General features: G+C 67.5%; 12 protein-coding genes. 5 read left to right on the top strand and 7 right to left on the bottom strand.

Annotated elements, in window-relative coordinates; translation table 11 throughout:
• Positions 1-237 precede the first annotated feature (237 nt).
• Positions 238-828, top strand: a complete 591-nt coding sequence (folE, locus tag AC3A3X_RS11085) for a GTP cyclohydrolase I FolE (protein ID WP_158731956.1) — start codon at positions 238-240, stop codon at positions 826-828.
• Between the two features lie 34 nt (positions 829-862).
• Here folE and AC3A3X_RS11080 read toward each other — a convergent pair whose 3' ends face one another.
• The 4 genes from AC3A3X_RS11080 to AC3A3X_RS11065 all read right to left on the bottom strand — a co-directional run bounded on the left by AC3A3X_RS11080 (position 863) and on the right by AC3A3X_RS11065 (position 8,825).
• Entirely contained in the window at positions 863-1,984 is a 1,122-nt protein-coding gene (locus AC3A3X_RS11080) for a Fic family protein (RefSeq protein WP_487583082.1), read from the bottom strand.
• A 94-nt stretch (positions 1,985-2,078) separates the two neighbouring features.
• Entirely contained in the window at positions 2,079-3,569 is a 1,491-nt protein-coding gene (locus AC3A3X_RS11075) for an FAD-dependent oxidoreductase (protein ID WP_487583180.1), read from the bottom strand.
• A gap of 190 nt (positions 3,570-3,759) precedes the next feature.
• A complete protein-coding gene (gene gltB, locus AC3A3X_RS11070) occupies positions 3,760-8,226 on the bottom strand; it encodes a glutamate synthase large subunit (protein WP_487583081.1) in 4,467 nt (1,488 codons plus the stop codon).
• Positions 8,227-8,531: 305 nt separating this feature from the next.
• Positions 8,532-8,825, bottom strand: a complete 294-nt coding sequence (locus AC3A3X_RS11065) for a hypothetical protein (protein ID WP_487583080.1) — start codon at positions 8,823-8,825, stop codon at positions 8,532-8,534.
• Between the two features lie 69 nt (positions 8,826-8,894).
• Between AC3A3X_RS11065 and AC3A3X_RS11060 the strand changes: the two genes are divergently transcribed.
• The gene (locus AC3A3X_RS11060; RefSeq protein WP_487583079.1) at positions 8,895-10,163 is read left to right on the top strand and encodes a TCR/Tet family MFS transporter; all 1,269 of its coding nucleotides are present in this window, start codon (positions 8,895-8,897) and stop codon (positions 10,161-10,163) included.
• A 3-nt stretch (positions 10,164-10,166) separates the two neighbouring features.
• Here the strand turns inward: AC3A3X_RS11060 and AC3A3X_RS11055 are convergent, their stop codons facing one another.
• The 3 genes from AC3A3X_RS11055 to AC3A3X_RS11045 are packed head-to-tail and all read right to left on the bottom strand — an operon-like array spanning position 10,167 to position 11,352.
• Positions 10,167-10,607 carry a barstar family protein gene (locus AC3A3X_RS11055; protein WP_487583078.1) on the bottom strand — a complete coding sequence of 147 codons (441 nt, stop codon included), beginning with the start codon at positions 10,605-10,607 and terminating at the stop codon, positions 10,167-10,169.
• On the bottom strand, positions 10,604-11,047 hold the full coding sequence (locus AC3A3X_RS11050; RefSeq protein ID WP_487583077.1) for a guanyl-specific ribonuclease: 444 nt from the start codon (positions 11,045-11,047) through the stop codon (positions 10,604-10,606). Before AC3A3X_RS11050 ends, AC3A3X_RS11055 begins: the two co-directional genes overlap by 4 nt.
• An 8-nt stretch (positions 11,048-11,055) precedes the next feature.
• Positions 11,056-11,352 carry an I78 family peptidase inhibitor gene (locus AC3A3X_RS11045; RefSeq protein WP_487583076.1) on the bottom strand — a complete coding sequence of 99 codons (297 nt, stop codon included), beginning with the start codon at positions 11,350-11,352 and terminating at the stop codon, positions 11,056-11,058.
• A gap of 240 nt (positions 11,353-11,592) precedes the next feature.
• Here AC3A3X_RS11045 and AC3A3X_RS11040 point away from each other — a divergent pair, with 240 nt between their 5' ends.
• The 3 genes from AC3A3X_RS11040 (at position 11,593) to AC3A3X_RS11030 (ending at position 14,527) form a co-directional block, all read left to right on the top strand.
• The gene (locus AC3A3X_RS11040) at positions 11,593-12,234 is read left to right on the top strand and encodes a DUF938 domain-containing protein (RefSeq protein ID WP_487583075.1); all 642 of its coding nucleotides are present in this window, start codon (positions 11,593-11,595) and stop codon (positions 12,232-12,234) included.
• 42 nt (positions 12,235-12,276) lie between these two features.
• Positions 12,277-12,486 carry a hypothetical protein gene (locus AC3A3X_RS11035; RefSeq protein WP_487583074.1) on the top strand — a complete coding sequence of 70 codons (210 nt, stop codon included), beginning with the start codon at positions 12,277-12,279 and terminating at the stop codon, positions 12,484-12,486.
• Positions 12,487-12,616: 130 nt separating this feature from the next.
• Positions 12,617-14,527, top strand: coding sequence for a M61 family metallopeptidase (locus AC3A3X_RS11030; protein ID WP_487583073.1), 1,911 nt, complete (start codon positions 12,617-12,619; stop codon positions 14,525-14,527).
• Positions 14,528-14,680: the final 153 nt, after the last annotated feature.

The following is a 14,680-nucleotide window of genomic DNA, read 5'->3' as shown; positions in this document are numbered from 1 at the left end:
ATGTCCGACGAAGGGGCGGAGCAATCCCCGGCCCGGTGGACGACGCCATTCCGCAGACGCAAGCCCAACACGCAACAGCACCAGAACCAGCACCAGCAGGTCCCTCATTGCGTTCGGGACGACAAGCACGCCAATACGACAAGCAACGCCAACCTTCACGCGAAGGGAAGAAGAACCTCTTTTTTATCCTCTCCGCCCCGGTGGAGTAGCATTTGCGTCCCCCACAGGAGCCGCGCCATGGCCGACAACGACAAGCCGTCCCGCGAACAGGCCGAAGCGGCCGTGCGCACCCTGCTGCGCTGGGCCGGCGACGATCCGAGCCGCGAAGGCCTGCTCGACACCCCCAAGCGGGTGGCCAAGGCGTACACCGACTGGTTCAGCGGCTACGCCGAGGACCCGGCCGACTACCTCAAGCGCACCTTCGAGGAAGTCGAGGGCTACGACGAGATGATCGTGCTGCGTGACATCGAGTTCGAGAGCCACTGCGAGCACCACATGGCGCCGATCATCGGCAAGGCGCACGTGGGCTACCTGCCGGACGGCAAGGTCGTCGGCATCAGCAAGCTTGCGCGCGTGGTCGAGACCTATGCGCGACGGTTGCAGGTGCAGGAGAAGATGACCGCGCAGATCGCGCAGGTGATCCAGGACGTGTTGCAGCCGCGCGGTGTCGGTGTGGTGATCGAAGGCGCGCACGAGTGCATGACCACGCGAGGCGTGCACAAGCGTGGCGTCAGCATGATCACGTCGAAGATGCTGGGAAGCTTCCGCGAGGATGCGCGGACGCGGGCGGAGTTCCTGCAGTTCATTGATGTCGGACCGGGGCGATAAGCGGTCTTTCAACGCGATCGGGAAGCGCTGGTCCTCAGTCAACCGTCGGCGCGTAGGTCGTCGCCTTGCCGACGCCGGATGACGTGAGCATTCCGCGTTCAACCAGGTCACGCAGGTCGCGCAGTGCGGTGTCGGACGAGACGCCAGCGAGCTTGGCCCACTTGCGGTTGGTGAGCGCTTCGTCGGATCCGTTGCGATCGAGTCCGTCGAGAACGCGGTTCAATACCTTCGCCTGACGTTCGCTGACCGGCTGGCCTTGCCAGCGATTCCAGAAACGCGCCTTGCGCAGCACGCTGTCGAGCGTGATCTCGGCGCGTTGCAGGGCGCGCCCGACGCAACCCAGGAACCAGAGCACCCATGGCGTCACGTCCAGGTCGCCTCGCTGGGCACTTTCCAGCATCTGGTAGTAGGTGCTGCGTTCGTTGCTTATCTGGCTGGAGACGCTGTAGTAGCGCTCCGGCAGGCCGTCGCCGCGCGCCAGTGCAAGGTCGCTGACTGCGCGTCCGACCCGGCCGTTGCCGTCCTCGAACGGATGCACGGTGACAAACCACAAGTGGGCGAGTGCGGCATGCACCAGCCATGGCGTCTTGTCGTCATTTTCGAACCAGGTAAGAAACCCGCGCATCTCCCTATCGAGACGCGAGGCCGGCGGCGCCTGGAAGTGCACGACGCGGCGATGGTCCGGCCCCGACACCACCTGCATGGGTCCGTCGTGATCGTCGCGCCAGCGGCCGCCGCGAACCCGCTGCAGCACGCCAAAACCCTCCGGGAACAAGGCCGCCTGCCAGCCGCGCAGGCGCTCGTCGGTGAGCGGGGCGTTCGCGTTCGCGGTCGCGTCCAGGAGCATGGCCACCAGGCCTTCGGTGCGACGGTCGACAGGCGCCAGCCCCTCGTTCTCGATGCCCAGGCGCCTGGCCAACGAGGATCGGACCGACAGCGGGTCAAGGCGCTCCCCTTCGATGGCGCTGGTCTGCAACGCGTCTTCGGTCAGCGCATGGAACTGCGTGCGCTCCCGCGATTCCAGTGCCTGATCCGCCATTCGACCCCCGAGCCGGCCCATCCGCGCGGACACGTCGGACAGCATCAGGGCCACCTCGCCGGGGTCCCAGGTGAGGTTCGGCCAATCGGGGTGTTCCCAGATCCAGCGGCTATGCATGGCGGGCCTTGCGGCGAAAACAGGTCAAATGCGCCGCACGGTTTGCGGCGTATCTGGAGATAATACGCCGCACTATCTGCGGCGCAAGTGCCCGTTACCCCAGTAACAGGCGGACAATCCCCGCAGCCGCCTCCCGCCCCTCGTACGCCGCGGTCACCACCAGATCCGCCCCACGCACACTGTCGCCACCGGCGAACACCCGCGCATTGGCCGTCTGGAACGGCAACCCGGCATCAACCGCCGCCTTCTTCCGCGACCCGCAGCCCGAAGCCGCCGGCTGCACGCGGATGCGCCCGTTGCCCTCCAGCTCGATCCCATGTGCCGACAGCCATTCCGGCGGATCGGGCTGGAAGCCGAACGCGATGATCACCACGTCGGCGGCAAGAACCGACTCGCTGCCTGGGACGATCTCGGCATTGCGCCGGCCCTGCGCATCAGGGTCGCCCAGCCGGGTCTCGGCCACGCGCACGCCGGTGACGTCGCCGTCCTCGCCGAGCAGCGCCAGCGGTTGCCGGTTGAAGAGGAACTGCACGCCTTCCTCGCGCGCATTGGCCACCTCGCGCGCCGAGCCGGGCATGTTCGCCTCGTCGCGGCGATAGGCGCAGGTCACGCGCGAGGCGCCCAGTCGCACCGCGCTGCGCACGCAGTCCATGCCGGTGTCGCCGCCACCGAGCACGACCACGCGCTTGCCGCGCAGGTCGGGCAGGGCGACGTGGTCTTCCCAGCCTGCGATCGGCTTGCCGTCGACTTCGTCCTCGCCATGCACCAGGCGTCCGTTCTGCACCAGGAAGGGCAGGGCCGGCAGGACGTTGCGCAGGTCCTGGCCCGGCAGGCCGCCGTCGGTGTAGCGATAGCTGCCCAGCCCCAGGAACACCGCATCGAACTCCGCCAGCAGCGTGTCCAGGCCGACGTCGCGACCGATCTCGACACCGAGTCGGAACTTCACGCCCATGCCTTCGAGCACGTCGCGGCGCGTGGCCATCACCGACTTGTCGAGCTTGAAGCTGGGGATGCCGAAGTGGAGCAAACCGCCGATCTGTTCATAGCGGTCGAACACCACCGCTTCGATGCCGGCGCGTGCCAGCCGATCCGCGCACGACAGACCCGCGGGACCTGCGCCGACGACCGCCACACGCTTGCCGGTGGCGACCACGCGCGAAAGATCCGGCCGCCAGCCGTCGGCGAGCGCGCGGTCGGCGATGTACTTCTCGACCGCGCCGATGGTGACCGCGCCGAAACCGTCGTTGAGCGTGCAGCTGCCTTCGCACAGGCGATCCTGCGGGCAGACGCGACCGCACACTTCCGGCAGCGGGTTGGTCTCGTGGGCGAGCGCGGCGGCTTCATGGATGCGGCCTTCGCGTGCCAGTTCGAGCCAGTTCGGGATGTAGTTGTGCAGCGGGCACTTCCAGGCGCAATACGGGTTGCCGCAGTCCAGGCAACGGCTCGCCTGGTGCTTGGCTTCGGCCTCGCCGAAGCGGCCGTAGAGCTCGTTCCAGTCGCCGCCCTGCCGAAGTTCGAGCGGGATCCGCGCCGGCATCTGCCGGGGGGTTTCGCGGAAGGCGAACACGGGCTTCTTTGCGTCCATCTTGCTCACGCAGGTCTCCGCATGCAGGCCACCTTGCGACACACCGTCATTCCCGCGCAGGCGGGAACCCAGCGTCGTTGCTCGGTTGCGGCTGAACCTGATCGAAAAGCGGAGTCACTGGGGAGTGCTGCCCTACGGCAGCCCAAAAGACCCCGCCGGCGCGGGAATGACGGGTTGTTAGGGCGAGGCGTCATGCCGCTCTCCGCAGGTTTTCGGCCAGCGACTCCAGGCTCGCCGCCTTCGGCTTCACCAGCCAGAACTTGCCCAGGTAGTCGCGCATCTCGTCGAGGATGCGCTGTGCCCAGGCGCTGCCGGTGAGGCGGATGTGCGACTCGAGCAGTTCGCGCAGGTGCGAGCGGTGGTTCTCGAAGCCGTCGGCGGCAATGCGCAGGATGTCGATGAGTTCGTGGTTGTAGCGGTCGACGAAATCGCGCTCGGTGTCGAGCACGTAGGCCATGCCACCGGTGAAGCCAGCACCGAAGTTGAGGCCGGTGCGGCCGAGCACGGCGACCACGCCGCCGGTCATGTACTCGCAGCAGTGGTCGCCGGCACCTTCCACGACAGCCGTCGCACCGGAATTGCGCACGGCGAAACGCTCGCCGGCGCGACCTGCGGCGTACAGTTCGCCGCCGGTGGCGCCGTACAGGCAGGTGTTGCCGAGGATCGGCGTTTCGTGGGCGACGTAGCGTGCGCCCTGCGGTGGCCGGATCACGATGCGCCCGCCCGCCATGCCCTTGCCGACATAGTCGTTGGCTTCACCGTTGAGTTCGAAATGCAGGCCGCCGGCGTTGAAGGCGCCAAAGCTCTGGCCGGCGGTGCCGTCGAAGCGCAGCGTCAGCGGCGTGTCGCTCATGCCGCGATCGCCGTGCACACGCGCGATGCGCCCGGAAAGCCGTGCACCAATGCTGCGATCGGTGTTGCGGATGGCGTGGCGGTACTCGCCGCCGCGCTTGTGGTCGATCACATCCGCCAGCTCGGCATCGAGTCGGGCGGCGAGGCCTTGCGGATCCGCGGCCGGTTGCGGTGCGCCGCAGTGGCCGCCATGGGCAAGGCCGGTGCCGGCCAGCAGCGGTGCCAGGTCCAGGCCGTGCTGGCGACCGCTGTCGCCGTCGACCTGGCGCAGCAGGTCGGTGCGACCGACCAGTTCGCCCAGCGTGCGCACGCCCAGTTGCGCCAGCCACACCCGCACTTCCTCGGCGAGCAGGCGGAAGAAGTTCTCGACGCGCTCGGGCAGGCCGGTGAAATGGTCGCGACGCAGCGCATCGTCCTGCGTGGCCACGCCGGTGGCGCAGTTGTTGAGGTGGCAGATGCGCAGGTACTTGCAGCCCAGCGCGATCATCGGCGCGGTGCCGAAGCCGAAGCTTTCGGCGCCGAGCAGCGCGGCCTTGATCACGTCCAGCCCGCTCTTGAGGCCGCCGTCGGTCTGCAGGATCACGCGCTCGCGCAGGTCGTTGGCGAGCAGTGCCTGGCGCGCTTCCGACAGGCCCAGCTCCCACGGGGTGCCGGCATAGCGGATCGAGGACAGCGGGCTGGCGCCGGTGCCGCCGTCGTGGCCGGAGATCGTGACCAGGTCGGCGCCGGCCTTGGCCACGCCGGTCGCAATCGTGCCGACGCCGGCATGCGAGACCAGCTTCACCGACACCAGCGCCTGCGGATTGACCTGTTTGAGGTCGAAGATCAGCTGCGCGAGGTCCTCGATCGAATAGATGTCGTGGTGCGGCGGCGGCGAAATCAGGCCGATGCCGGGCATCGCGTAGCGCAGGCGCGCGATCAGTTCGTTGACCTTGTGGCCGGGCAGCTGGCCGCCTTCGCCGGGCTTGGCACCCTGGGCGATCTTGATCTGCAGCACTTCGGCGTTGACCAGGTACTCGGGCGTCACGCCGAAGCGGCCCGAGGCGATCTGCTTGATCTTGCTGACCTTGTCGGTGCCGTAGCGGACCGGGTCCTCGCCACCTTCGCCGGAATTGCTGCGCCCGCCGAGGCGGTTCATCGCGATCGCCAGCGCTTCGTGCGCTTCCGGCGACAGCGCGCCCAGGCTCATCGCCGCCGAGTCGAAGCGGCGGACGATCGCCGACACCGGTTCGACTTCGTCGATGGAGATGGGCGTGGCCGCCGAGGCATCGACTTCAAGCAGGTCGCGCAGCGCCGCGGTCGGCCGCTCGTTGACTGCTTCGGCGTAACTCTGCCAGTCACCCAAGTCACCCGTCGTCACCGCGCGCTGCAGACGCGTGACCACGTCGGGATTGAACAGGTGGTATTCGCCGCCCGGCGTGTACTTGAGCAGACCGCCGATGGCGGGCAGGGCGTTGACGTTCCAGGCGTGGTCGGCGAGCTGGACTGCGTCGGCATGCAGGTCGTCGAAGCCGGCGCCGCCGATCCGCGACGGTGTGCCGGCGAAGCACAGGTCGACCACCTCGCGGTCGAGGCCGACGATCTCGAACAGGCGCGCACCGCGGTAACTGCCGATGGTGCTGATGCCCATCTTCGAGATGATCTTGAGCAGGCCCTTCTTGATGCCGCGCCGATAGCTGCGGCCGATCTGCGCGACCTCGCCGTGCTTGGTCTTGAGGATGCCGCGCACGCCCAGGTCGTGCAGCGTCTGGTAGGCCAGGTACGGGTAGACCGCGGTGGCGCCGAAGCCGAGCAGGCAGGCGAAGTGGTGCGGATCGCGGGCGGTGCCGGTCTCGATGATCAGGTTCGATTCGCAGCGGATGCCGGCGCGGGCCAGGTGCTGGTGGACGGCGCCGGTGGCGAGCAGCGCGTGCGCCATCAACCGGTCGGGCTGCGGGTAGCGGTCGCTGAGCACCAGCAGCACCTTGCCGGCGCGCGTGGCGGCCTCGGCTTCGGCGCAGATGCGCTCGAGCGCGGCCTTGAGGCCTTCGGCCGGCGCGTAGTGCAGGTGGATCAACGCATGCGACTGGTCGTACGGTGCCATCGCCAGCAGCTGGCGTAGCTTGCGCTGCGACAGCACCGGCGAGTTGAGATGGACGTGGCCGACATTGCCCGGGCCGTCGGCGAAGACATTGCCTTCGCGGCCCAGTTGCGTCGCCAGCGACATCACGCAGTCCTCGCGCAATGGATCGATCGGCGGATTGGTGACCTGGGCGAAGGCCTGGCGGAACTGGTCGTAGAGCGGCCGCACCTGCTGGCTCAGCACCGCCATCGGCACATCGTCGCCCATCGAGCCGATGCCTTCCTGCTCGGTCTCGGCCAGCGGACGCAGCACCTGCTCGCGTTCCTCGCGGGTGAGCTGGAAGAGTTTTTGAAAAGCAGAAAGCGTCTCCGCATCGAACGGCTCGGCCGCCAGCTGCGGGTCGATCAGCTCGGTCTGCAGGTAGGTCATGCCCTGCTTGAGCCAGCGCTTGTACGGTGCGCGTGCACGGTTGATGCGGTCGATCGCGTCGGAGTCGAGCAGCTCGCCCAGATAGAGGTCGGCGGCGATCATTTCGCCCGGGCCGAGCTTGCCCTTGGCCTCGATCTCCTCGGCCGGCAGTTCCCACACGCCGGCTTCGGAGGCGATCAGGAAGTGGCGGTCGCGCGTGCGCAGCCAGCGCGCCGGGCGCAGGCCGTTGCGGTCGAGCGTGCAGGCGGCGTAGCGGCCATCGACAGTGACGATGCCGGCCGGGCCGTCCCACGGCTCGGTGTTGAGCGCGTAGTACTCGTAGAACGCGGCGAGGTCGGCGTCCTTGTATTCCAACGACTGCGTGGCCGGCGGAATCAGGATCCGCATGGCCTTGAGCAGGTCCATGCCGCCGGCCTGCAGCAGCTCGAGCATGTTGTCGAGCGACTGCGAGTCGGAACCGTCGGTGGAGATCACCGGATCGAACTCGGTCAGGTCCAGCGCCGGCGTATGCCAGGCATGCACACGTGCCTGCGCCCAGGCGCGGTTGCCGGCGATGGTGTTGATCTCGCCGTTGTGCGCCAGCAGGCGGAACGGCTGCGCCAGCGGCCAGCGCGGCGTGGTGTTGGTGGAGAAGCGCTGGTGGAACACCACCACGCTGGCGGTCAGGTCGGTCCGCTGCAGGTCCGGGTACAGCTGGGCGAGGCGATCGGGCAGGACCATGCCCTTGTAGCCGATGCTCGCCGCCGACAGGCTGACCACATAGAAGTCGGCCAGCTCGCGCAGCGCCTGTTCGGCGCGACGCCGGGCGAGGAACAGCGAGCGCTGGAAGATCGCCGCATCGAACGCGCCGGCGGGCTTGACGAAGATCTGCTCGATGCGCGGCATCGTGCGCTTGGCCAGCTCGCCGCAGGCGCTGGTGTCGACCGGGACGACACGCCAGCCGGCGACGTCGACGCGCTCGCGTTGAAGTTGCGCGTTGAGCTCGTCGCGCGCACGTGCGGCGTCGGTTTCGTCATGCGGCAGGAACACCAGGCCTGACGCATAGTGGGAACCGAGCACGATGCCGGCCTCGCGCGCAAGCGCACGCAGGAAGGGATCGGGCTGGCGGATCAGCAGGCCGCAGCCGTCGCCGCTGAGGCCGTCGGCGGCGATGCCGCCGCGATGGGTCATGCGTACCAGCGCATCGATGGCGCGATCGACGATCGCACGGCTCGGGGCATCGTCGAGCTGTGCGATCAGGCCGAAACCACAGGCGTCCCGCTCGTCGCGGGGGTCGTAAAGACCGACAGGGCCGGTGCGGTACTGCTGCTCCATCGTTACTCCGTCGCTGTTGTGGCAGCTTGAAATCGTTGGACAACGAAACCTGGCTCGCAGCGACGCGGCATGACGGTCCGCTCGCGCAGTCCGTCCTGCCTTGACACTGGTTCAACCGAATAAAGCACAAATTGTGCGATGCGGCAATTTGCGTGGTGCGCATGACAATTGGCGGCGACCGATTGATGCTAAAGCATTGACGTTGCAAGGGTTTTTCAGCGAGAAACAGGGGATTTTGGTAACGCCTGAAACCATTGCCCATGACGATGCGCAACGGTGTCTGATGGACATGGCGTTCGCATCCATCACGTCATCGGGCGAACGCCGGGATCCAGGCTCTGGGCTTCCAGTCCCGGCTCGTCATCCCGGTGAACGCCGGGATCCAGGCCCGCGGGCTTCCAGCCCCCTGACGTCATCCCGGCGAAAGCCGGGATCCATTTGCTCTTGCTGTTGCCCTTGCCCGTCATTCCCGCGAAGGCGGGAACCCAGGGACGTTGGCCTTTGCTTCGCTCGGCAGGAACAGCAGCAAAGCCAAATGGGTCCCGGCTTTCGCCGGGATGACGTGATGGTGGGGATGACGTGATGGTGGGGATGACCACCAGCAGTTGGCAGGTCCGCCGCCGCGATAAACTCTTCCGATTCCCGACACACGCCCCTGCGGCCCACCCGTGACCGATTCGATTCCTGCCAGCGGCGCGCGCCGTAGCGCCGCGCTTGCCTTCATTTTCGTCACCATCCTGATCGACGTGCTCTCGTTCGGGCTGATCATTCCGGTGCTGCCGCACCTGATCGAGCAGTTCGCCGGCGGTGACACCGCGCACGCGGCCTACTGGGTGGCAGCGTTCGGCTTCCTGTTCGCGGCGATCCAGTTCGTGACCTCGCCGATCCAGGGCGCGCTGTCGGACCGCTTCGGCCGCCGGCCGGTGATCCTGATCTCGTGCCTGGGCCTGGGCCTGGACTTCGTGTTCATGGCGCTGGCACCGTCGCTGGCCTGGTTGCTGGTGGGCCGCATCATTTCCGGCATCACCTCGGCCAGCTTCACCACCGCCAACGCCTATGTCGCCGACGTCACGCCGGCCGAGAAGCGTGCCAAGAGCTACGGCCTGCTCGGCGCGGCGTTCGGTGTCGGTTTCATCGTCGGTCCGCTGATCGGCGGGCAGCTGGGCGAGATCGACCTGCGCCTGCCGTTCTGGTTCGCCGCCGGACTGGCACTGGTCAACTTCTGCTACGGCTGGTTCGTGCTGCCCGAGTCGCTGCCGAAGGAGAAGCGCAGTGCGCGCTTCGACTGGTCGCACGCCAACCCGCTCGGCTCGCTGGTGCTGCTCAAGCGCTATCCACAGGTGTTCGGACTGGCGGCGGTGGTGTTCATCGCCAACCTCGCCCATTACGTCTATCCGAGCGTGTTCGTCCTGTTCGCCGACTACCAGTACCAGTGGGGGCCGCGCGAGGTCAGCTACGTGCTGGCCATAGTGGGCGTGCTCAACGTGATCGTGCAGGCGGGCCTGGTCGGCCGGATCGTGCACGCGATCGGTGAGCGCCGCGCGCTGATCATCGGACTGTGCTTCGGTGCGGTCGGATTCGCGATCTATGGCTTTGCCGATGTCGGCTGGGTGTTCCTGATCGGTCTGCCGATCTCGGCGATCTGGGGCCTGGCGGCGCCGTCGACGCAGGCGCTGATCACGCGCCAGGTCGGCGCCGACGTGCAGGGCCGCATCCAGGGCGCGCTGATGAGCCTGGTCAGCCTGGCCGGCATCATCGGCCCGGCCGTGTTCGCCGGCAGCTTCGGCTACTTCATCGACGACCGCGCCCCGGTGCACCTGCCGGGCGCGCCGTTCCTGATCGCATCGGTGCTGTTGTTCGTCGCGGTGGGTATCGCCTGGCGCTACGCACGAGTGCCGGGCCCGGCGGCACCGGTAGTGGCGGCCGAAGCCGGCTGAACCTCAGTCGTCTCCTAGTGCCGCCAGCTGCTCGGCAGGAAACGGCAGCAACGCCCAGAATGCGGTGCTGTTGCCGGCCCAGCGGAACGCGCTCTCGTTGAGGATGTCGAGCAGCGTGTCGAAATCCTCGCCGTGTTGGGCGCGCCAGCCTTCGGCGTGTTCGACCAGTAACAGATAGCCGGCGGCCGGCCGCCACGACAGGTCGGCCAGGGCATCGGCGAGTGCATCCCAGTTGCCACCGAACCAGGCCGGGAACTGCCCCGCGGCGGCAAACCGCTGCATCAGCGCGGCCTTGTCGGCGCAATCGGCCAGGTCGACGCGCAGCACCGCGTAGTCCAGCGCCTCGCCCGCCTGCGCCATCGATTCGGTATCACGCGCATCGATGAAGTAAGCGCCACTGTGGGTCGGATCGGCCAGGATCGAGCGCAGGTCGGTCGCACTCATCGACGTGCCTCCAGTGGAGGCAGCTCGAAGCGGCGGAAGCTGCGGTAATGGTCCTGGGTGTACCAGTACTCCACCGGCGGATCACCGCCGGTGATGATGCGGCGCGCACCCCGGTCGCCGGAACCCGGCGTCTCGACCGTGTACTCACGGTAGTAGCCGCGCGGCTGCGCAGGCAGGCGCTGCTCGCGGTTCTGGAACACGCTGCCGTCCTGACGGTGGGCGTACGGACCGCCCTGTGCGATGCGGGCGAGAACGTCATGTGCCTCGCGCGGCAGGAAGTCGGCGTACTGCACCGCCGTCGCTGCCGGGGACGGGGCAGCCACCTGGCCGGCGGACGTGGCCACCGGCGGGTGCAGGTCACCGTTGTCGGAGCGCTTCGTCCACAGCCACAGGCCGATGAGGATGATCGCGGCGAGCAGACCCAGGTGACGACGGCGCATGGTGCCGATCAGCCGCAACGCAGGCCGGTGATCGCGCCGCGGTCGTTGACGTCGACGTTGATACGGTCTTCGCGGAAATCCATGGTCGCTGGCTGGCCCGGGCGCAGCACACGCGCGTCGCGACTGCTGGTGTCGCGCAGGATGCGGTTGACGACGTCGTCGTTGACGCCCTGCCCAATCGCCCAGCGCGCGGCTTCGACATTGCAGATGCCCGACGGCGGCACCGCGCCACCGGCAGAAGGCGGTGCCGAAGCGCAACCGGCCAGCGTCAATGCGATCACCGCGAAGGAAAGAGTGCGGAACATGGGGGTTCTCCGGTTGGGTCGACTTGGTGGGGCGCACCGTGCGCCCGCTGCCGTGTGCGGGGTGTAAACGCGGTGGAGGATAGCCGGTTGGCGGTGACTGCGATGCCTGTGCCGATCACTCCCGGTCAGGGGCCCGTCACGCTTCCAACAAGCCAAGTCGCTGGGTCCCCGCCTTCGCGGGGATGACGGGAATCGAGCGCGACGACGCCGTTCGGCAGTCTCTTGCGATATACAACGTGCATGACCGAACGCCCCTACGCCCCTGCCTGCGATCGCAACCGCGATCCGATCCTCGCGGTCCTGCGCCGTCATTTCGCCGATCGTCGCGACGTGCTCGAAGTGGGCAGTGGCACCGGCCAGCATGCGGTGTACTTTGCCGCGGCGATGCCCTGGCTGCGTTGGCAGTGCAGCGACCAGGCCGATGCCTTGCCGGGCATCCGCATGTGGCTCGATGAGGCGGCGCTGGGCAATACGCCCGATCCGGTCGAACTGGACGTGTCGGCCGGCCCGTGGCCGCGCGCCGACGGCAATGTCGATGCCCGCTTCGATGCGGCGTTCAGCGCCAACACGCTGCACATCATGGGTTGGCCCGACGTGCAGGCGTTCTTCGCCGGTCTCGGCCAGGTGCTCGCGCCGGGCGCGGTCGTCGTCGTGTACGGACCGTTCAACTACGACGGCCAATACAGCAGCGACAGCAACCGCGAGTTCGATGGCTGGCTGAAGGCGCGCGATCCGCGTTCGGGCATCCGCGACGCGGCCGAGGTCGATGCGCTGGCCGGAGCCATCGGCCTGGGCTTGATCGAGGATGTGGCGATGCCTGCCAACAACCGCTGCCTGGTGTGGCGCCGCGACGCCGACGTGGCGTTGACGCCGCGGCGCTAGAGTCGCTCATCGGCCGCGAGCCGGCCTGGCGGAGCGAGACGCATGGCACACAAGGTGATCTTCAACCTGCCCAAGCGCGAGCTGGGCCGCGAGGACATCGAGTTCGTGGTCGAGCGCGACGGCAAGCGCTTCGGCACATTGCTCGTGTCCAAAGGCGCGATCGAGTGGCGGCCGACCAACAAGGTCTATCGGCGCAAGCTGCGCTGGGAGCGTTTCGACCAGTTGATGCGGGAGAGCGGAAGCCCGGTCTAGCGCGGCGTAACTTTGCCAATTCTGGCGAACGTGCGCGCCGTCACGTCCGACCGTGCCCAATGGCAGGGGTGTGCAGGCGCCAACTCTCGCAACGATGCGGGGTTGGCCGTCTTCCACAGGGGTTGGGTAAATGCTTCTTCGTTCGTCTGCTGCGCCGCGCCTGCGCGCGCTGCCGTTGCTGGTTTCCTTGCTGCTCGCCGCACCGCTCACCCAGGCGCAGACCGCGCCGCCGCAGGACGTGGCCTACCCCGGCACGCTGTCGCTGACCATCGATGCCACCGACCTGAGCCACCGCGTGTTCCGCGCCAGCCAGCAGATCCCGGTGCAACCCGGTCCGCTGACGCTGCTGTACCCGCAGTGGATTCCCGGCAACCACTCGCCCAGCGGCCCGGTCAATCGCGTCGCCGGCCTGAAGTTCAGCGGCAACGGCCAGCCCATCGCGTGGCGTCGCGATCCGCTCGATGTCTACGCCTTCAAGCTGGTCGTGCCCGAAGGCGTCAGCACGCTGGAGGTCAGCTTCGACGTGCTGACGCCGACCGCCGGCGAGCAGGGTCGCATCACCATGACCCAGGACATGCTCAACCTGCAGTGGAACCAGGTCGCGCTGTACCCGGCCGGCCACTACGCGCGGCAGATCCAGATTGCGCCGGCATTGAAGCTGCCCAGCGGCTGGCAGGCTGGCACGGCGCTGGAGGTGGCCTCGAAGGAGGGCGACACGCTGCGCTACAAGCCGGTACCGTTCGACACGCTGCTCGATTCGCCGGTCTACGCCGGCCGCTACTTCAAGCAGGTCGATCTCGACCCCGGCGCGAAGGTGCCGGTGCGGCTGAACATTGTCGCCGATGATCCGAAGTACCTGGAGGCCAAGCCCGAGCAGATCGACGCCCACCGCAAGCTCGTCGACCAGGCCTACAAGCTTTACGGCGCGCGCCACTACGATCACTACGACTTCCTGTTCTCGCTGTCGGACCAGATGGGCGGCAACGGTCTGGAGCACCAGCGCTCCAGCGAAAATGGTGTTGGCCCGGAGTACTTCACCGAGTGGGGCAAGAACGCGGCCGACCGCGACCTGCTGCCGCACGAGTTCACCCATTCGTGGAACGGCAAGTACCGTCGTCCGGCCGACCTGGCCACGCCCAACTTCAACGTGCCGATGAGCGACACGCTGCTGTGGGTGTACGAGGGGCAGACGCAGTACTGGGGTTATGTGCTGGCGGCGCGCTCGGGCCTGTGGAGCGTAGAGCAGGCCCGCGATGCGCTGGCACTGGTCGCCTCCACCTACAGCAGCGACCGCCCCGGCTTTGCCTGGCGCAACGTGCAGGACACGACGCTCGATCCGATCATCAACTCGCGCAAGCCACAGGCGTACCGCAGCTGGCAGATGAGCGAGGACTACTACAGCGCCGGGCAGCTGATCTGGTTGGCGGTCGACAGCAAGCTGCGCGATCTCAGTGGCGGCAAGCGCTCGCTCGACGATTTCGCCAAGGCGTTCTTCGGCGTCAGGGACGGCGACTGGGACGTCAATACCTATGACTTCGATGAGGTCGCGCGCACGCTCAACGGTGTGGCCGCTTACGACTGGGCGAGTTTCCTGCGCGAGCGCGTCGACGCCAATGCCGCGCCGCTCGACGGTCTGGCCGCCAGTGGCTGGAAACTGGTCTACACCGACACGCCCAGCGAGTACCACAAGGCCATCGAGGGCGATCGCAAGTCGGCCGACTTCAGTGCGTCGCTCGGCATGTCGGTGTCGAACAAGGATGCGACGGTGAGCGGCGTTCGCTGGGACGGCCCGGCGTTCGACGCCGGCATCGCGCCCGGTGCCACGCTGCTGGCGGTCAACGGTTACGCGTTCGAGAACGACCGGCTCAAGGATGCGATCAAGGCCAACCGCGATGGTTCAAAGCCGATCGAGCTGGTGGTCAAGCACGGCGAGGTGGTGCGGACGGTGCGTCTGGATTACCGCGAGGGCCTGAAGTATCCCCACCTGGAGCGCATCGCCGGGACCCAGGATCGGCTGTCGAAGATTCTCGCGCCGAAGTAACTCGCTTTGCTGCATTTGAAGCGTCAAGCCGCCGGGGCTTGATGCTTCCGACTGGCGTCGTCCGCCGGGCCGGCAATTCGTTGCATGGTCTTCGGCGGCCCTCACCCCAACCCCTCTCCCGCAAGCGGGAGAGGGGCTAAAGAAAACCGTCAT

The organism is Lysobacter sp. Soil_N_23, from assembly GCF_057656135.1.
The sequence above is the reverse complement of the archived record's forward strand: the minus strand, read 5'-3'. Positions and strand labels throughout refer to the sequence as shown.